Source organism: Clavibacter sp. A6099 (assembly GCF_021919125.1).
Classification (GTDB): Bacteria; Actinomycetota; Actinomycetes; order Actinomycetales; family Microbacteriaceae; genus Clavibacter; species Clavibacter seminis.
Genome location: NZ_CP083439.1, coordinates 1,462,629 through 1,480,171 on the forward strand (window position 1 = coordinate 1,462,629; position 17,543 = coordinate 1,480,171).

General features: G+C 74.6%; 17 protein-coding genes. 15 read left to right on the top strand and 2 right to left on the bottom strand.

Annotated elements, in window-relative coordinates; all coding sequences use genetic code 11:
• Position 1: 1 nt before the first annotated feature.
• From leuD to KYT88_RS06985, 6 genes are all read left to right on the top strand, one after another.
• A complete protein-coding gene (leuD, locus tag KYT88_RS06960) occupies positions 2-616 on the top strand; it encodes a 3-isopropylmalate dehydratase small subunit (RefSeq protein WP_043587332.1) in 615 nt (204 codons plus the stop codon).
• Positions 617-1,987, top strand: coding sequence for a UDP-N-acetylglucosamine 1-carboxyvinyltransferase (gene murA, locus KYT88_RS06965; protein WP_015490031.1), 1,371 nt, complete (start codon positions 617-619; stop codon positions 1,985-1,987).
• Between the two features lie 123 nt (positions 1,988-2,110).
• Positions 2,111-2,848, top strand: a complete 738-nt coding sequence (locus KYT88_RS06970; RefSeq protein WP_043587330.1) for a lysophospholipid acyltransferase family protein — start codon at positions 2,111-2,113, stop codon at positions 2,846-2,848.
• Positions 2,841-3,902 carry an NAD(P)H-dependent glycerol-3-phosphate dehydrogenase gene (locus KYT88_RS06975; RefSeq protein WP_043587328.1) on the top strand — a complete coding sequence of 354 codons (1,062 nt, stop codon included), beginning with the start codon at positions 2,841-2,843 and terminating at the stop codon, positions 3,900-3,902. Before KYT88_RS06970 ends, KYT88_RS06975 begins: the two co-directional genes overlap by 8 nt.
• Positions 3,903-3,904: 2 nt before the next feature.
• A complete protein-coding gene (locus KYT88_RS06980) occupies positions 3,905-5,014 on the top strand; it encodes a D-alanine--D-alanine ligase family protein (RefSeq protein ID WP_043587327.1) in 1,110 nt (369 codons plus the stop codon).
• A gap of 39 nt (positions 5,015-5,053) precedes the next feature.
• Positions 5,054-6,022 (top strand): glycosyltransferase family A protein, encoded by a 969-nt coding sequence (locus KYT88_RS06985; protein WP_237583822.1) that lies wholly within the window; start codon positions 5,054-5,056, stop codon positions 6,020-6,022.
• Here the strand turns inward: KYT88_RS06985 and KYT88_RS06990 are convergent.
• Positions 5,979-6,491, bottom strand: a complete 513-nt coding sequence (locus tag KYT88_RS06990; RefSeq protein WP_043587325.1) for a DUF3515 family protein — start codon at positions 6,489-6,491, stop codon at positions 5,979-5,981. The two genes, KYT88_RS06985 and KYT88_RS06990, sit on opposite strands and share 44 nt — an antisense overlap.
• Before the next feature lie 24 nt (positions 6,492-6,515).
• Between KYT88_RS06990 and KYT88_RS06995 the strand changes: the two genes are divergently transcribed.
• The gene (locus KYT88_RS06995) at positions 6,516-7,601 is read left to right on the top strand and encodes a thiamine-phosphate kinase (protein WP_043587955.1); all 1,086 of its coding nucleotides are present in this window, start codon (positions 6,516-6,518) and stop codon (positions 7,599-7,601) included.
• On the opposite strand, the gene rsmD is transcribed toward KYT88_RS06995, so the two are convergent.
• Positions 7,598-8,212, bottom strand: a complete 615-nt coding sequence (gene rsmD, locus KYT88_RS07000; protein ID WP_043587323.1) for a 16S rRNA (guanine(966)-N(2))-methyltransferase RsmD — start codon at positions 8,210-8,212, stop codon at positions 7,598-7,600. The two genes, KYT88_RS06995 and rsmD, sit on opposite strands and share 4 nt — an antisense overlap.
• A 254-nt stretch (positions 8,213-8,466) precedes the next feature.
• On the opposite strand from rsmD, the gene KYT88_RS07005 reads away from it, so the two are divergent.
• The 8 genes from KYT88_RS07005 to rnc are packed head-to-tail and all read left to right on the top strand — an operon-like array spanning position 8,467 to position 17,543.
• On the top strand, positions 8,467-9,441 hold the full coding sequence (locus tag KYT88_RS07005; RefSeq protein WP_043587952.1) for an AAA family ATPase: 975 nt from the start codon (positions 8,467-8,469) through the stop codon (positions 9,439-9,441).
• A gap of 4 nt (positions 9,442-9,445) precedes the next feature.
• Entirely contained in the window at positions 9,446-10,774 is a 1,329-nt protein-coding gene (locus KYT88_RS07010) for a DUF58 domain-containing protein (protein ID WP_237583823.1), read from the top strand.
• Positions 10,771-13,305 (top strand): transglutaminase TgpA family protein, encoded by a 2,535-nt coding sequence (locus KYT88_RS07015; RefSeq protein ID WP_237583824.1) that lies wholly within the window; start codon positions 10,771-10,773, stop codon positions 13,303-13,305. Before KYT88_RS07010 ends, KYT88_RS07015 begins: the two co-directional genes overlap by 4 nt.
• On the top strand, positions 13,302-15,485 hold the full coding sequence (locus KYT88_RS07020) for an ATP-dependent DNA helicase RecG (protein ID WP_043587319.1): 2,184 nt from the start codon (positions 13,302-13,304) through the stop codon (positions 15,483-15,485). The genes KYT88_RS07015 and KYT88_RS07020 overlap by 4 nt, the downstream gene beginning before the upstream one ends.
• Before the next feature lie 26 nt (positions 15,486-15,511).
• The gene (gene coaD / locus KYT88_RS07025) at positions 15,512-16,003 is read left to right on the top strand and encodes a pantetheine-phosphate adenylyltransferase (protein ID WP_043587317.1); all 492 of its coding nucleotides are present in this window, start codon (positions 15,512-15,514) and stop codon (positions 16,001-16,003) included.
• Positions 16,004-16,022: 19 nt separating this feature from the next.
• A complete protein-coding gene (locus KYT88_RS07030; RefSeq protein WP_043587315.1) occupies positions 16,023-16,595 on the top strand; it encodes a YceD family protein in 573 nt (190 codons plus the stop codon).
• A 2-nt stretch (positions 16,596-16,597) separates the two neighbouring features.
• Positions 16,598-16,801 carry a 50S ribosomal protein L32 gene (gene rpmF / locus KYT88_RS07035; protein ID WP_012038043.1) on the top strand — a complete coding sequence of 68 codons (204 nt, stop codon included), beginning with the start codon at positions 16,598-16,600 and terminating at the stop codon, positions 16,799-16,801.
• A gap of 25 nt (positions 16,802-16,826) precedes the next feature.
• Positions 16,827-17,543, top strand: coding sequence for a ribonuclease III (gene rnc / locus KYT88_RS07040; protein ID WP_043587314.1), 717 nt, complete (start codon positions 16,827-16,829; stop codon positions 17,541-17,543).

Consider the following 17,543-nt stretch of genomic DNA (forward strand, 5'->3'; position numbering starts at 1 on the left):
CATGGAGCCCATCACCCGGGTCACCGGCACCGGCGTGCCGCTCAAGCGGTCGAACGTCGACACCGACCAGATCGTCCCGTCGCAGTTCCTGAAGCGCGTCACCAAGACCGGCTTCGAGGACGCCCTCTTCTTCCAGTGGCGCAAGGACCCCGCGTTCTTCGTCAACCAGCCCGTCTACGAGGGCGCCACCGTCCTCGTCGCCGGGCCGGACTTCGGCACGGGCTCGTCCCGCGAGCACGCCGTGTGGGCGCTGCGCGACTACGGCTTCCGGGCCGTGCTCAGCCCGAGGTTCGGCGACATCTTCCGGGGCAACTCGGGGAAGCAGGGCCTCCTCACGGGGATCGTGACGGAGGACGACGTCGAGAGGCTGTGGGCCGCGATGGACGCGGAGCCCGGACTCGACCTCACCGTCGACCTCGTCGAGCGGATCGCCACGGCACCCGGCCTGACGGTCCCGTTCGAGATCGACGAATACACTCGGTGGCGGCTCCTCGAGGGGCTCGACGACATCGCCCTCACCCTCCGGGACGAGGACGCCATCACCACCTTCGAACACCGACGGGCCTCATGGCGCCCGCGCACCTTGCCGGCCCGGCCGGCAGCTCTGGAGAACTGAATGAACTCACTAGTCAGCGACGCCAAGAAGGCGGGAGAGCGAGTGGGTCTCCTGTCCGACTCCATCGTCATCAACGGCGGCATCCCGCTGCGCGGCCGCATCGAGGTCCGCGGGGCCAAGAACCTGGCCACGAAGGCCATGGTCGCCTCGCTCCTCGGCGAGAGCCCCAGCCTCCTGCGCTCGGTGCCGGACATCAGCGACGTCCGCGTCGTCTCCGGCCTCCTCGAGGTGCACGGCGTGACGCTCCGCAAGGGCGAGCAGGAGGGCGACCTCATCCTCGACCCGAAGGACGTCGAGAGCGCCCACATGGCGGACATCGACGCGCACGCCGGCAGCTCCCGGATCCCGATCCTCTTCTGCGGGCCGCTGCTGCACCGCCTCGGCGAGGCGTTCATCCCCGACCTCGGCGGCTGCCGCATCGGCGACCGCCCCATCGACTTCCACCTCGACGCGCTGCGCGCCTTCGGCGCCGTCGTCGAGAAGCTCCCGAGTGGGATCCGCCTCACGGCGCCGAACGGCCTCAAGGGCGCGAACGTGGAGCTGCCCTACCCGAGCGTCGGCGCCACCGAGCAGGTGCTGCTCACCGGCGTCCGCGCGAAGGGCATCACCGAGCTCAAGAACGCGGCCATCGAGCCCGAGATCATGGACCTCATCGCGATCCTGCAGAAGATGGGCGCGATCATCTCCGTCGAGCCGAACCGCGTGATCCTCATCGAGGGCGTCGACCGCCTCGAGGGCTACACGCACCGGGCGCTCTTCGACCGCAACGAGGCCGCGAGCTGGGCATCCGCCGCGCTCGCGACCGGCGGCGACATCTTCGTCGGCGGCGTGCGCCAGGCCGAGATGATGACCTTCCTCAACGTGTTCCGGAAGGTCGGCGGCGCGTTCGACATCGAGGAGGACGGCATCCGGTTCTACCACCCGGGCGGCGACCTCAAGCCCGTGGTCATCGAGACCGACGTGCACCCCGGCTTCATGACGGACTGGCAGCAGCCGCTCGTCGTGGCGCTCACGCAGGCGCCCGGCGTCTCGATCATCCACGAGACCGTGTACGAGAACCGCTTCGGCTTCACGGACGCGCTCAACGAGATGGGTGCCGACATCGTCGTCCACAAGGAGGGCCTCGAGGGCCACGAGCGCCGCGTCGCGCGACGCGACTTCGAGCAGGCCGCGGTCATCACCGGGCCGACGCACCTGCACGGCGCGGACATCACCGTCCCCGACCTCCGCGGCGGGTTCAGCCACCTCATCGCCGCGCTCACGGCCGAGGGCCGGTCCACGGTCAGCAACGTCGGGATCATCTCCCGCGGCTACGAGGACTTCATCGGGAAGCTGCGCCAGCTGGGCGCGGACTTCTCCTACGAGGGATAGCCTCGCGGGCGGTGCCCGCGCCGCCCACGCCTGCCGGGCGCGTCCACGACGGACGCGCCCGGCCCTCCGTCGGGCGGCTCCCGGCGGGCGACCGACGACGACCGCGACCCGACCGGAGGATCCATGGCGAACGAGAAGGCCCGACCGTCGATCTTCTGGGTGCTGGCCGCCCTCGTGCTGCCGGTGCTGAACGCGGCCGTCCGGTTCGAGATCCGCCACCCCGAGCGGCTGCCGCGGGCAGGTTCGTACGTGCTCGCCCCGAACCACCACAGCGAGATCGACCCCGTCGTGATGGGCGCCGTCGCGTGGAAGCTCGGGCGACTGCCCCGCTTCCTCGCGAAGGCGTCGCTGTTCGACGTGCCCGTGGTGGGCTGGTTCCTCCGCCGCTCCGGGCAGATCCCCGTGCAGCGCGACGGGGGCGTCCGCGGCGGGAAGGCGATCGAGGCCGCCTCCGACCTCGCGCGCGACGGCCGCATCGTCGTCGTCTACCCCGAGGGGACGCTCACGCGCGACCCCGACCTCTGGCCCATGCGCGGCAAGACCGGCGCCGTGCGCCTCGCCCTGCAGGCCGGGATCCCCGTGATCCCCGCCGCGCACTGGGGCACGCAGCAGCTCATGGGCCGGTACTCGAAGCGCGTGCGGCTCTTCCCGCGCACCACCATCCACGTCGTCATCGGCGAGCCCGTCGACCTCGACCGCTTCCGCGACCGGAGCCTCGACTCCGCGACCCTCACCGAGGCGACCGCCGTCGTCATGGCCGCCATCACGGAGCTCGTGGAGGAGCTGCGCGGCGAGACCGCCCCGACCGAGCGGTGGGATCCCCGCTCGAAGAACCAGAAGGAGACCGGCCGATTTGAGTGACGCGACCGCGAGCCCGACCCCCGCACCGACGCCCGAGCCCGACGGCCAGGAGCGGCGCCGCGTCGTCGTCCTCGGCGCCGGCAGCTGGGGCACCACGTTCGCGAAGGTGATGGCCGACGGCGGGAACGACGTCGTCATGTGGGCCCGCCGGCCCGAGCTCGCCCGGGAGATCACCGAGGCCAAGCGCAACAGCGACTACCTTCCGGGGATCAACCTGCCCCAGCGGCTCACGGCCGACCCGTCGCTGGAGCGCGTGCTCGCCCGCGCGACCGACGTGTTCGTGTCCGTGCCCAGCCAGACGCTGCGCGCCAACCTCGAGGCCGCGCGCGACCTCATCCCCTCGGACGCCGTGGTCGTCAGCCTGATGAAGGGCGTGGAGAAGGGCACCGGCCTCCGGATGAGCGAGGTGATCGCCGAGGTGCTCGGGATCGGGCCGGAGCGCATCGCCGTGGCGTCGGGGCCGAACCTCGCGCTCGAGATCGCCCGGGAGCAGCCCACGGCCGTCGTGGTGTCGTCGGCCGAGCAGGCCACCGCCGAGCGGGTCGCGAAGATCGCCCGCAGCTCCTACTTCCGCTCGTTCGTGAACACGGACGTGATCGGCACCGAGTTCGGCGGTGTGCTCAAGAACCTCATCGCCGTGGCGGTGGGCATCGTCGACGGCGTCGGCTACGGCGAGAACACGAAGGCGTCGATCATCACCCGCGGCCTCGCCGAGATGACGGCGTTCTCGGTGGCGTACGGCGCCCGCGCCGAGACGCTCGCGGGGCTCGCGGGGCTCGGCGACCTCATCGCCACGTGCGAGTCGTCGCTGTCCCGCAACAACACCGCCGGGCGCCTGCTCGGCCAGGGGTACAGCTTCACCGACGTCGTGAAGAGCATGCAGCAGACGGCCGAGGGGCTCTCCTCCGTCGCGCCCGTGCTGGAGCTCGCCCGTCAGCGCGGCGTGCCCATGCCGATCGTCGAGCAGGTGTCGCAGGTGCTGGCGGGCACGCTGTCGCCGCGCGACATCGCACCGCACCTGACCACCGACGACGACACGCCCCAGGGGGAGTGAGCATGACCGCACGGATCCGGGTGGTGCTCCTCTTCGGCGGCACCTCCAGCGAGCACTCCATCAGCTGCGCGACGGCGAGCGGCGTGCTCGGCGCCATCGACCGGGAGCGGTTCGAGGTGATCCCCGTGGGCATCACGCCGGCCGGGGCCTTCACCCTCCAGGAGGACGACGCGTCGGCGCTCGCGCTCGACGCCGACGCCCTGCCCCGCGTGGCCGACAACGGGACGCGCGTGCGCTGGCCCGACGGCACGGCCGGCCGCGAGCTCACGGTGCGCGACCCGGACGGTGCCGAGCGGTCGCTCGGCCGGGTCGACGTCGTCTTCCCGATCCTGCACGGCACGCAGGGCGAGGACGGGACGGTGCAGGGCATGCTCGAGCTCGCCGGCCTGCCGTACGTCGGATCCGGCGTGCTCGCCTCCGCGCTCGGCATGGACAAGCACTACGCGAAGACCGTGCTGCGCGCGGCGGGCATCGAGGTCGCGCCGTGGATCACGGTGTCGCGCCACGAGTGGGCCGCGGATCCCGAGGGCGTCCGCGAGCGGGCCGCCGCGCTCGGGCTGCCGGCGTTCGTGAAGCCGGCCCGCGCCGGATCCAGCGTGGGCGTGAGCCGGGTCGCCGCTGCCGACGGTCTCGACGCCGCGCTCGAGGTCGCCTTCCGGGAGGACGACCGCGTGCTCGTCGAGTCGGGCCTCGTCGGCCGCGAGGTCGAGTGCGCGATCCTCGACGAGGGCCCGGGCCGCGAGCCCAGCGCCTCCGTCGCGGGCGAGATCGTGGTCTCCGGCCGCGACTTCTACGACTTCGACGCGAAGTACCTCGGCGCCGACGGCATCGACCTCGTGTGCCCCGCCGACGTGACCGACGCCGAGCTCGCCGACCTGCGGGAGCTGTCGATCCGCGCCTTCCGGGCCGTCGACGCGCGCGGGCTGGCGCGCGTGGACTTCTTCCTCACGGCGGAGGGCTTCGTGCTCAACGAGATCAACACGATGCCGGGCTTCACGCCCATCTCGATGTTCCCCGCGTGCTGGGAGGCCTCCGGCGTCGCGTACCCGGACCTCATCTCGCGCCTGCTCGACGTGGCGCTCTCGTGGGAGGCGGATGGCGCCCGCGCCTGACCCCGGTCGTCGCGGGGCGATGAGCCTAGGCTCGGGCGCATGCTCGTAGGACGATCCGTCGCCCGGCCCCGCCTCCATCCCGACGCCCGACCCGGCCGGCTCCTGCGGCTCGGGGACCGGGCGTCGTCACCGCGTCCGGCGACGCCCGTGCGCCCCACCGTCTCCGTCGTCATCCCGGTGCGCGACGACGCGGGCCACCTGCGGGCGTGCCTGCAGGCCCTCGCGGGGCAGACGGTCGCGCCCGACGAGATCGTGGTGGTCGACAACGCGTCGCGCGACGACAGCGCCGACGTCGCGCGCGAGGCCGGCGCGCGCGTCGTCCACGAGCCCGTGGTGGGGATCCCCGCCGCCGCGTCCGCCGGCTACGACGCCGCGAGGCACGAGGTCATCGCCCGGCTCGACGCGGACTGCGTGCCGCCCGACGACTGGATCGAGCGGCTCGGGGACGTGCTCGCCGCACGTCCCGACGTCGCCGCCGTCACGGGGGCGGCGCGCTTCCTCGACGGCCCGCGGGCGCTCCGCGGCATCGCGGCGGTCGGCTACCTCGGCGCCTACTTCGTGTCCGTCACGCTCGCGCTCGGGCACCCGCCGCTGTTCGGATCCAACTTCGCGCTCCGCCGGGACGCCTGGCTGGCGGTGCGCGACGAGGTGCACCGCGAGGGCACGCACCTGCACGACGACATCGACCTGTCCGTGCACCTCGGCCCCGAGCACCGCATCGTGCTCAACCCGCACCTCGGGATGGGGATCAGCATGCGGCCGCTCACCCGGCCGTCGACCCTGCCGCTGCGGATGAGCCGCGGCATGGCCTCGCTGACGGTGCACTGGCCAGAGGAGCTGCCGTGGCTGCGCTGGTGGCGGACGGGCCGGCGGGTGATCCGCGAGCGCGGCGCGCGTCGTGCGGTGACGCCAGGGCGGGCGCGGTCCGTGGGCGCGGGATACCTGCCGACGGGATCGCTCCCGGTCAGCTCCCCGGAGGCGGCGCGTCGCCCAGGTCCTGCGCGCTGACGCACTTCGCCGTCTGCGGTATGACCGCGACGACGCCGCTCAGGTCGGTGAGCGCGGTGTAGCTGGCCTGCGTCGAGTCGATGACGACCTCGACGGCGGGCGTGCGGCCGTAGGTCGTGTAGCGGATGTCGGGGGCGCGCGAGTCGTCCTCGACCCAGTCGACGTCGTCGTAGCTGATGCACGCGTCCGTGGTGGGGCCGGGCGTCGCGACGCCGCAGCGGAGGATCACGGTGCTCTGCGGATCGCCCCACGCGCCCGTGCCCTGCGCGTCGGTCTCGCGGAGGGGCGCGGTGCCGAGCGTCGCGGGGAGGTGGACGACCACGTCGGCGCACAGCGGATCGGTCGCTGCGGGGGCCGCCTCGAGCGAGACAGTGGGGGCGCAGCCGGCGACGGCGAGGGCGATACCGCACGCGGCGGCCGCGGCGGCGACGGGGCGCAGCAGGGCGCGGGCGGGGCGGCGGGGAGTCATCGCGATCAGGCTACCGTGGCAGTCGTGACGACTTCTGGGACGCCCTCCGCCCGCGACACGGCCACCCTCGGGAGCGCGGGGGAGCTGGCGACCCTGGCGCGGATCCTCCCGCACCTGCCCGCATCCGACGACGCCGACGTCGGCCCCGGCGACGACTGCGCGGTCGTGCGGGCGCCCGACGGCCGCTTCGTGATCACGACGGACATGATGATCGAGGGCCCGGACTTCCGCCTCGCCTGGTCGTCCCCCCACGACCTCGGTCGGCGCGCCGCGACCTCGAACCTCGCCGACGTGGCCGCAATGGGCGCCCGGCCGACCGCGCTCCTCGTCGCCATCGCCGCCCCCGCGGACACGCGCGTCGCCGACCTCGAGGCCCTCGCCGACGGGCTGCGGGAGGGCTGCCTCCTCCAGGCGCCCGGCTGCGGCGTCGTGGGCGGCGACCTGTCCGTCTCGGACGCGCTCGTGATCACGATCACGGCCACCGGCGACCTCGAGGGGCGCGATCCCGTGCTGCGCTCCGGCGCACGGCCCGGGGACGTTATCGCGGTGGCGGGCGCTCTCGGCATGGCCGCGGCCGGGGTGCGCCTCCTGTTCGACCACGCCAGGAGCGCCGACGCGGACGGCGTCCCCGTCCCCGACGCCGGGCTCGCCCGGGCGCTGCGTGCCTCCCATCCGGACGCCGTCGAGGCCCAGCTGGCGCCCGTCGCGCCGCTGACGGCGGGGGTCGACGCGGCGCGCGCCGGGGCGACCGCCATGCTCGACGTGTCCGACGGCCTCCTGCTCGACCTCGGCCGCATGTCGCGCGCGAGCGGCGTGGGCATCGACCTCGGATCCGCCGCCCTCGCCGACGACGCGCGCCGGGTCGCCGCCGCGCACCCGTCCCTGCCGCCGCTGGCGCTCGACCTCGTGCTCACCGGGGGAGAGGACCACGCGCTGGTCGCGGCGTTCCCGGCCGAGGCGACGCTGCCGGATCCGTTCCGGGAGATCGGCCGGGTGTCCGCCGCGGGTGCCGCGGGCCCGGCCGTGACGGTCGACGGCGGGCCGTACGAGGGGCCGCGCACGACGCTCGGCGGGTGGGATCCGTACGCCGACTGGGACGGGGCGCGCTAGGGCGCGGGCCGCTCCGCGTCGTCGGGCTCGGCGTCGTCGTCGGGCGACACGGCGACCGCCCACCAAAGGACCGTGTCGCCGTACGCCTTGCGGCGGTCGAGCTCCAGCCCCGCGGGCCACGCCGGCTCGGCGGAGCGCGAGCTGCGCTCGACCATGACCACGGCGCCGTCGACGAGCCGCGGCACGAGCGCGGCCAGCTCCTCCGCGAGCTCGGCGTCGCCGACCTCGTAGGGCGGATCCAGGAACGCGACGTCGTAGGAGCCGCGGTCGCCCGCGAGGAAGGCGCGCACGCTCTGGGCGGCCACCCGGATCCGGGGAGCGGAACCCCTCGGGGCCGCGCGCTCGACGATGCCCGCGTTCGACCGGCAGACGGCCGCCGCCGGCACCGCGCGCTCCACGAGGACGACCTCGCGAGCGCCGCGGCTGGCGGCCTCGAGCCCGAGGGCCCCGGATCCGGCGTACAGGTCGAGGACGCGCGCGCCGTCGAGCGCGTCGCGCGCCTCGAGCCCGGAGAACAGCGCCTCGCGCACGCGGTCGCTCGTGGGGCGCGTCCCGGTCCTCGGCACGCGGAGGACGAGGGAGCCGGCGAACCCGGCGACGATGCGGGTCACGACGGTCGCCCGGCGGGACGCGGGACGGCGGCGTTCGGAGCGGGGTGCACGGGCGACCACGCTACCCGGCCTGTCCGCCCCCGGAGGCGGGCCGGACGCTCCCGGATCCCTCACGTATGCTGCCAACACGCCCACGACGCTGGAGGACCTCCGTGACGAGTCCCGAGTCCGAGTCCGTTCCCCTGCACGCCGGATCGAGCCCGCACCCCGCCCGCATCCGCGCCGCCGCGCGCCAGGCCGACCACGCGCCCGCCATGCCGCTGGAGGAGGTGCGCCGTCTCGCCGAGCTGATCCTCGGCAACATCGACTCGGTCATGTCCGGCAAGCACGACGCCACCCGCATGGCGCTCACCGTGTTCCTCTCCGGCGGCCACCTCCTCATCGAGGACGTGCCGGGCGTCGGCAAGACCATGCTCGCCAAGGCGCTCGCGCGCAGCGTCGACTGCACCGTCAACCGGATCCAGTTCACGCCCGACCTGCTCCCGTCCGACGTCACGGGCGTCTCCGTATACAGCCAGGCCGACCACCGCTTCGAGTTCCAGCCGGGCGCCGTGTTCGCCAACATCGTCATCGGCGACGAGATCAACCGGGCGAGCCCCAAGACCCAGTCGGCGCTCCTGGAGTGCATGGAGGAGGGGCAGGTCACGGTCGACGGCGTCACGCATCCGCTGCAGCAGCCCTTCACGGTGGTGGCCACGCAGAACCCCGTCGAGATGGAGGGCACGTACGCGCTCCCCGAGGCGCAGCGCGACCGCTTCATGGCCCGGATCTCCATGGGCTACCCCGACGCCTCCGCCGAGCTCGCCATGCTCCGCTCCCGCGACACGGTGAGCCCGCTCGACGAGCTGCGGCCCGTGGTCGACGCGGAGGACCTCGACGCGATGATGCACGCGGCCCGCGGCGTATACGTGTCCGACCCGGTGTCGCGCTACACCGTCGCGATCGTGCAGGCCACGCGCGGCCACGAGGACATCCGCCTCGGCGCGAGCCCCCGCGCGACGCTCCAGCTGATCCGCGCCGCCAAGACCCGGGCGGCGCTCGACGGGCGGGACTTCGTCCTGCCGGACGACATCGACGCCCTCGCCGCGCCCGTGCTCGCGCACCGGCTCGTCGCGACCGGCCGTGCGCTCGGCCAGCGCGGCCGCGGGCAGGCGGCGGTCGTCGAGATCCTCGAGCGCATCGTCGCCTCCACCGCCGTGCCGCTGAGCGCCGCGGGACGGACGCGCTGACCCCGTGCCGCCCCTCGCGCGCCTGATGCGCCGGATCGGCATCGAGGCCGTCCCGCACCCGACCCTCCGCGGCATCGCCCTGCTCGCCGCCGGGGTCGCCGCCTTCGCGGGCGCCTTCATCGCGGGGCGGCGCGAGTTCGTCTTCATCGGCGTCGCCCTCCTCGCTCTCCCGCTGCTCGCCGCCGCCTGGCTCGTGATCGCGCGGGTGCGGCTGCACGTCGAGCGCACCTTCACGTCGGAGGTCGTCGAGTCCGGGACGCCGACGACCGTGACCGTGTCCGTCGCGAACGCGGGGACCATGCCGACGCCCCGCTCCTGGGTGCTCGACCTCGTGCCCGGGTCCGACGGCGCGACGCCGCCGGCTGAGCTGCCGTCGATGCGGGGTCTCGCCCGCGGTTCCCGCCGCTCGTCGGCGCGGCCCGTCCTCCGCTACGACCTCACACCCGAGCGGCGCGGGATCCACGAGGTGGGCCCGCTCGCCGTCGAGGAGCACGACCCGTTCCGCCTGATGGGGCTGCGGCACGTCGCGGGCGGCACCTCGCGCCTCGTCGTGACGCCGCGCCTGACGGACCTCGAGGCCGATCCCGGCGGGCAGGTCTCCTCCGAGGGCGAGTCCGAGCGCGTGCAGCGACGCGCCGACGGCGGCGAGGACGACCTCGGCACGCGCGAGTACCGGGCGGGGGATCCGCTCCGCCGGGTGCACTGGCGTGCCACCGCCCGGCACGGCGAGCTCATGGTGCGGCAGGAGGAGCAGCGCTCGAGCCCCCGCTCGCTCGTGCTCCTCGACACGCGCGCGGCCGGCTTCCCGCAGCACGCCGACGACGACGGGGAGAGCGACCGGGCCTTCGAGCGCGCGGTCGCCTTCGCGGCGTCGGTGGGCGTCCACCTGCAGCGCGGCGGATACGCGGTGCACCTGATCGAGACGGCCGCGGGATCCGACCGCCAGGCCCCCGTCTCCGCGCGTCCCGGTGACGCCGCCGCGGAGGGCGACCTGCTCCTCCACCTCGCGGGCGTGCGTCCGGCCTCATCCGACCCCGAGCGCGACGGCGTGCAGGAGGCCCTGGCCGACCTGCGCCGCAGCCGTCGCGCGGTCCCGATCCACGCCGTCCTCGGCCACCTCGACGAGGATGAGGCCCGGCGCCTCGCGGGCTTCGGCGCCGCGTGCCGCCCCGCGGTCGCGTTCCTCGCGCACGCGGGCCGCGTCGACGGCCGCGACGACGGCGAGGCCGTGCGGATCCTGCGCGAGTCCGGCTGGCGCACCGTCGTCCTCGACGAGGTCACCCGGCCCGCCGACGCCTGGAGCGCGGCCCGCGCCGAGGAGATGGCGCGATGACCGACCTCGACGCCGTCGGACTGGGTGGCCGCGAGCGCTGGAGCGTCGAGCCGCGCCCGCTGCCGGGCGAGCGCTCGGGCGGACGCGGCCGCGGCGACGGATCCGGCCCTCGCGGCCGTGTTCACGGCGCCGGCCGCGCCGCCGCCCGCTGGCCGCTCACCGCCGCGCTGGGCGTCGCCCTCCTCGCGGGAGCCGCCAGCCTGCACCTGCTCGTCGAGCCGGGCGCCTGGTTCCTGCTCTGCATCGTGGTCGTCGCCGCCGTGCTCGGGACCGCCGCCCTGCTCCGCTCCGTCGGCGTGCCGCGCCTGCTCGCGTCGGCGGGCGGCCTCGTGCTCCTCGTGCTCCTCCTGACGCTCGTCTTCGCCGCGCGCACCGCCGTCCTCGGCGTGATACCCACCCCGGACACCGTGCGCACGCTCCTCGCCGTCGGCGATCAGGCGGGCGGGGAGATCTACCGGCGCTCGGCGCCCGTGCCTCCGCTCGCCTCCATCGTGTTCGTGATCGTGGCCGCGGTCGGCGCTCTCGCGGTGGTGCTCGACGTGCTCGCGCACGCGCTCCGCCTCCCCGCCGTCACGGGGCTCCCGCTCCTCGTGCTCGTCTCGGTCCCCGGGGCCGTCCTCGTGGGCGAGTTCTCGATCGCGTCCTTCGCCGTCACGGCGCTCGCCTGGTTCGCGGTGCTCGCCGCCGACGCGCGCGAGAGCGACCGGGAGGGCGGGTGGAGCGGATCCGGCCTGCTCGGGGGATCCCGGCCCGCGCCTCCGCCCGCTCCGCGCCGCTCCTCGCCCGGCCGGTCGGCGGGATCCGCGCGCACGACGCTCGCCTCCGCGGGCGCGCTCGCGGGCGGGGCGGTCGTCCTGTCCCTCGTCGCGCCCGCGATCGTCCCGGGCCTCACCTCGGCGACCTTCCCGACGGCCTCCGGGTCCGGCCAGGGCGGCTCGCGCGTCGTCAACCCGATCCTCGACCTCGGCGACGACCTCCGCCGCCCCGTCGACGTGGAGGCGCTCCGGTACTCGACCGCGTCCCTCACGCCCCTCTACTTCAAGGTCACGACGCTCTCGCGCTTCGAGGGCGACGAGTGGGCGCCCTCGCCGCTGCGCCCGCCGGACGGGAACACCGTCGACGAGATCGGGCCCGACCTCGGATCCGGATCTGACGTCCCCGCCGAGGAGGTCGAGGCGCGCGTGCAGGTCGAGGGCTCCTCGAGCGCATGGCTGCCCGCGCCCTACGCGCCTCGCAGCGTCACCGGGCTCGAGGGCTCGTGGCGCTGGTCGGAGCAGGGCCTCGCGATCCGCTCGTCCGACTCCGACAGCCGCGACCAGAGCTACACCGTGACGAGCGAGCTGCCCCGCCCCGATCGCGCGCAGCTGGAGCAGGTGGCCCCCGCGACCGACGACGACCTCCAGCCGTACCTGCAGATCCCCGACGGCACCCCGGCCATCGTCGCCTCGACGACCGCCGACGTGCTCGCGGGCATCGACTCGCCCTACGACCAGGCGCTCGCGCTCCAGGACTTCTTCACGGGCGGGCAGTTCCGCTACTCGGAGGACGCGCCCGTCCAGCAGGGCTACGACGGCAGCGGCGTCGACGTGGTGGGGGAGTTCCTCCGCGTGCGCTCGGGCTACTGCGTGCACTTCGCGTCGGCCATGGCGATCATGGCGCGCGAGGCGGGCATCCCGTCGCGCGTGGCCGTGGGCTACCTGCCGGGCGACCAGGTCGGCCGCGACGGCGACCTCATCACCTACCGCGTCGGATCCCACGACCTGCACTCCTGGCCAGAGCTGTACTTCTCCGGCATCGGCTGGATCGCGTTCGAGCCGACCCCGGGCCGCGGCCAGGCAGCGCCCTACGCCCAGCCGTCGGCCGCGCCGACCGCCGGGCCCACGCCCTCGGCGACGCCGAGCGCGCCGACGGAGGCCACGCCGTCCGCGACGCCCGCGCCCACCGCGTCGGCCGCGCCCGGCGCGAGCGGCACCGCGGGCGTCCGGATCCCGTGGGCGGCCCTCGGCACGATCGCCCTCGTGCTCCTGGTGCTCGCCCTCCTCGCGACACCCGCCCTGCTGCGCCGGGCGCGCCGCTCCGGCCGGCTGCGCGCGCTCGAGGCGGGCGACGCCCCGGCGGGCACGGCATGGCGCGAGGCCGAGGACTCGGTCCTCGACCTCGGGATCCGCGTGCAGGACACCGAGTCGCCGCGCGAGCTCGGCCGCCGCCTCCAGGGCGACGACCCGTCGCTCGCCGACCCGATCGCGCTCCTGGTCACCGCCCGCGAGCGGGAGCGGTTCGCCCGCTCCGACGCGCCGGTGGATGCCGCGGCCGGTGCCGCGCAGGCCGCCGCGCTCGTGGCGCTGGGCGACGCGCTGCGCGCCCGCGCGGGCCGCGTCGACCGCATCCTCGCCCGCGTCGCCCCGCGCTCCCTCGTCCACCGCCGCCCGCGGGACGACGACGGGCCGGACGACGGCACCGCGGGCGCGCCACCGGCCCGGCCGGCCGACGGACAGCCCGCGTCGGACGCCCCTCGTACACTCGGGGGATGACCGGATCCGACGCCGCGCTCGCGGGCGTCGTGGGCGGCCGCACCGCGGGCGTGCTGCAGAAGGCGTTCGGCCTGCGCACGGTGGCCGACCTCCTCGAGCACCTCCCGCGCCGCTACGCCCGACGCGGCGAGCTCACGGCCCTGGCCGAGCTGCCCGTCGACCAGCAGGCCACCATCGTCGCCGAGGTGCGCGAGGTGCGCGAGCGGCCGATGCGGGCGCGGCGCGGCAGCATCCTCGAGGTGCGGATCACCGACGGCCGCGGCTTCCTCACCCTCACCTTCTTCAACCAGGCGTGGCGCGCGAAGGACCTGGTGCCGGGCGTCCGCGGGATCTTCGCGGGCAAGGTCAGCGACTACCGCGGCGCCCTGCAGCTCGCCCATCCCGACTACGAGCTCTTCGACGCGCACGAGGGCCCGGAGCTCTCCGGCGGCGAGCCCGACGCGGCCGCGCGCCGCTGGGCCGAGATGCCCATCCCGATCTACCCGGCCACCGCCTCCATGGCGAGCTGGCAGGTCGCGAAGTCGGTGGAGCTGGCCCTCGACGCGGTCGACGACCTGGAGGATCCCGTCCCCGCCGACGTGCGCGCCGAGCGCGGCCTGCTCCCGTACCGCGAGGCGCTCGAGGGCGTGCACCGTCCCGAGAAGGACGTCGACTGGCGACGCGGCCGCGACGCCCTGCGCTTCCAGGAGGCGTTCGTCCTCCAGACCGCGCTCCTGCAGCGGCGGCAGGCGGCGCGCGCCCTGCCCGCCACGCCGCGGATCCCGACCCCGGGCGGCCACCTCGACCGGCTCGACGCCCAGCTGCCCTTCGAGCTCACGGGCGACCAGCGGCTCGTCGGCGAGGAGATCGCGACCGACATGGCGCGCACCTGGCCCATGAACCGGCTCGTGCAGGGCGAGGTCGGCTCCGGCAAGACGCTCGTCGCGCTCCGGGCGATGCTCGCGGTCGCCGACACAGGCGGGCAGTCCGCGCTGCTCGCGCCCACCGAGGTGCTAGCGAGCCAGCACCTCCGCTCGCTCACGGCGTCGCTCGGGCCGGACCTCGCGGCGGAGCTCATGCCGACCCTGCTCACCGGCCAGCTCTCGACCGCCGAGCGCAAGCGCGCGCTGCTGCGCATCGTGAGCGGGCAGGCGCGCATCGTCGTGGGCACGCACGCGCTGCTCGGCGACCGCGTCGAGTTCCTCGACCTGGGACTCGTCGTGGTCGACGAGCAGCACCGATTCGGGGTGGACCAGCGCGAGGCGCTGCGGCGGAAGGGCGGCACCCCGCCGCACGTCCTCGTCCTCACGGCCACGCCCATCCCGCGCACGGTCGCCATGACCGTGTTCGGCGACCTCGACGTCTCGACCATCGCCGAGCTGCCGAGCGGGCGGCAGCCCATCGAGTCGTTCGTCGTCCCGCTGCACGAGCACCCGGGCTGGATCGAGCGGGTCTGGGAGCGCACGGCCGAGGAGATCCAGAAGGGGCGGCAGGCGTTCGTCGTCTGCCCGGCGATCGACCCGCAGGATCCCGACGCGGAGGACGAGGATGCCGCCGAGGGGGCCGACGACGCGCCCACGCGGCCGTCGCTCGCCACCGTCACCGAGGTCGACGCGCTGCTCGCGGCGCACCCGCGCCTCGGATCCGTCCGCCGGGCCGTGCTGCACGGCCGCATGTCGGGGGAGGAGAAGGACCGCGTGATGCGCGCGTTCTCCGCGGGGGACATCGACCTCATCGTCGCCACCACCGTCATCGAGGTCGGCGTGGACGTCCCGAACGCCTCGACCATGGTGATCCTCGACGCCGACCGCTTCGGCGTCTCGCAGCTGCACCAGCTCCGCGGTCGCGTGGGTCGCGGCGGCGTGCCCGGGCTCTGCCTCATGGTCACGCACGCCGAGCCCGAGACCGTCGCGCGCGAGCGGGTGGACGCGGTGGCCGCGACGCTCGACGGATTCGAGCTCGCCCGCGTCGACCTCGAGCTCCGCCGCGAGGGCAACGTCCTCGGCACGAACCAGTCCGGCGGGCGCTCGTCGCTCCGGCTGCTGCGCGTCGCGCAGGACGGCGACCTCATCGAGTCCGCGCGCGAGCACGCCCACGACGTGCTCGAGGCGTCGCCTGACCTCCAGGGCCATCCCGCGCTCGCCCGCGCGCTCGCCCGCCGGCTCGACGACGAGGAGCGCGCCTTCCTCGACAAGAACTAGGGGAGCGCCCCCCGTAGGCTGGCGGGATGCAGCGGATCGCCGTCGTCCCCGGATCGTTCGATCCCGTCACGCTCGGGCACCTGGACGTGATCCGCCGGGCCGCCCGCCTCTACGACGAGCTCGTCGTGCTGGTGGTGCACAACCCCGGCAAGACGCCCATGCTGCCGCTCGAGGAGCGCGTCGCCCTCATCGAGCGCGTGATCCGCGACGCCGGCCTCCCCGCGACCGTCCGTGTCGACTCCTGGGGCGCGGGCCTCCTCGTCGACTACTGCCGGCAGGTGGGCGCGACCGTGCTCGTGAAGGGCGTCCGCTCGCAGCTCGACGTGACGTACGAGACGCCCATGGCGCTCGTGAACCGCGACCTCGCCGACGTCGAGACCGTGCTGCTGCTGCCCGATCCCGCGCACGCCCACGTGTCCAGCTCGCTCGTGCGCCAGGTCGAGGCGCTCGGCGGCGACGTCGCGCCGTACGTGCCGGAGGCGGTCGCGGAGGCGCTGGCCGTCCGGCGCGCCGGCTGACGCCCCGTAGGATCTACGGGTGTCCAGGTTCCAGAAGACCCCATTCACGGTCCACGTGCACGACATCGTGCACCGCCCCGGGGAGATGCGCGAGCTCGACCTGACCATCGTCACCCCCGAGCGCATGGGGGAGGGCCTCATCGCCGTCCCCGCCGGCCGGGAGATGCGCGTCACCGTGCGCCTGGAGTCCCTGCACGACGGGATCCTGGTCACCGGCGAGGTCGACACGGTGGCCGACGGCCAGTCCGCGCGCACGCTCGCCGACATGCAGGAGCGTGTCCAGGTCGATTTCGCGGAGCTATTCGCGTATGGTCTTGATGAAGCTTTCGACTACCAGGTCCAGGACGAGCACGTGGACCTGGAGCCGGTCATCCGGGATGCGGTGGTCCTTTCACTGCCGTTCCAGCCCGAAGTGCCGGGCGAGGACCTCGATCTCGATCTGGGTCCCGGCATCAGCCTGGTCCTGGCGGACTCCGACCCGGAACCCGTGATCGATCAGCGCTGGGCAGCCCTGTCCGGCTTCCGAGCTTCCGAAGACAGCGGTGCGGCGCGTGAAGACGCCGACACCGAAACGCAGAGAGATGAGAGTTAGCCATGGCTGTTCCCAAGAGAAAGATGTCCCGATCCAACACGCGCGCGCGTCGCTCGCAGTGGAAGGCCGAGGCTCCCACGCTCGTCAAGACCATCGAGAACGGCAAGGTCGTCTACTCCATGCCGCACCGCGCCCGCGTGGTCGAGGACGCCGCCGGCACCCCCCTGTACATGGAGTACAAGGGCCGCAAGGTCGCCGACGTCTAGTCGCGACCCGCACGGCACGTCGGACATGACCGACACCCAGGGATCCCGCGTCCACGGCGACCGCGACGCGCTCCGGCGCCTCCTCGCCGTGGACGTGAGCCCCGAGCTCCTCGAGCTCGCGCTCACCCACCGCTCGTACGCGTACGAGCACGGCGGCATCCCGCACAACGAGCGCCTCGAGTTCCTCGGCGACTCCATCCTCGGGCAGGCCGTCACGGTCATGCTCTACCTCGAGAACCCCGACCTCGACGAGGGCGAGCTCGCCAAGCGGCGCGCGAGCCTCGTCTCGAGCGTCGCCCTCGCGGAGGTCGCCACGCGCATCGGGCTCGGCAAGCACCTGCTGCTCGGCCGCGGCGAGGAGCTCACGGGCGGCCGCGCCAAGTCGTCGATCCTCGCCGACACGGTCGAGGCCATCATCGGGGCCTCGTACCTCGACGCCGGGGGAGAGGCCGCGACCGGTCTCGTGCTCCGCCTCATCGCGCCGCTCCTGGAGGACCCGGCGCGCTTCGGCGCCGCCATGGATCCGAAGACCGCGCTCCAGGAGACCGCCGCGCGCCAGGGCCTGCCCGCACCCGTCTACGACGTGAGCGACAGCGGTCCCGACCACAGCAAGCGCTTCCACGCCGTCGTCACCGTCGGCGACGCCGTCCGCACGACGGGCGAGGGATCCAGCAAGAAGCAGGCCGAGATGACGGCCGCGCTCGAGGCGTGGACCCGCCTCGAGGCGCGCACCACGGCCTGA

What these genes read in the sequence shown, in the direction of transcription:
- leuD (WP_043587332.1), top strand. Translation starts at nt 2, where the DNA reads ATGGAGCCCATCACCCGGGTCACCGGCACCGGCGTGCCGCTCAAGCGG.
- murA (WP_015490031.1), top strand. Translation starts at nt 617, where the DNA reads ATGAACTCACTAGTCAGCGACGCCAAGAAGGCGGGAGAGCGAGTGGGT.
- KYT88_RS06970 (WP_043587330.1), top strand. Translation starts at nt 2,111, where the DNA reads ATGGCGAACGAGAAGGCCCGACCGTCGATCTTCTGGGTGCTGGCCGCC.
- KYT88_RS06980 (WP_043587327.1), top strand. Translation starts at nt 3,905, where the DNA reads ATGACCGCACGGATCCGGGTGGTGCTCCTCTTCGGCGGCACCTCCAGC.
- KYT88_RS06985 (WP_237583822.1), top strand. Translation starts at nt 5,054, where the DNA reads ATGCTCGTAGGACGATCCGTCGCCCGGCCCCGCCTCCATCCCGACGCC.
- KYT88_RS06990 (WP_043587325.1), bottom strand. Translation starts at nt 6,491, where the DNA reads ATGACTCCCCGCCGCCCCGCCCGCGCCCTGCTGCGCCCCGTCGCCGCC.
- KYT88_RS07005 (WP_043587952.1), top strand. Translation starts at nt 8,467, where the DNA reads ATGCCGCTGGAGGAGGTGCGCCGTCTCGCCGAGCTGATCCTCGGCAAC.
- KYT88_RS07015 (WP_237583824.1), top strand. Translation starts at nt 10,771, where the DNA reads ATGACCGACCTCGACGCCGTCGGACTGGGTGGCCGCGAGCGCTGGAGC.
- KYT88_RS07020 (WP_043587319.1), top strand. Translation starts at nt 13,302, where the DNA reads ATGACCGGATCCGACGCCGCGCTCGCGGGCGTCGTGGGCGGCCGCACC.
- coaD (WP_043587317.1), top strand. Translation starts at nt 15,512, where the DNA reads ATGCAGCGGATCGCCGTCGTCCCCGGATCGTTCGATCCCGTCACGCTC.
- rpmF (WP_012038043.1), top strand. Translation starts at nt 16,598, where the DNA reads ATGGCTGTTCCCAAGAGAAAGATGTCCCGATCCAACACGCGCGCGCGT.
- rnc (WP_043587314.1), top strand. Translation starts at nt 16,827, where the DNA reads ATGACCGACACCCAGGGATCCCGCGTCCACGGCGACCGCGACGCGCTC.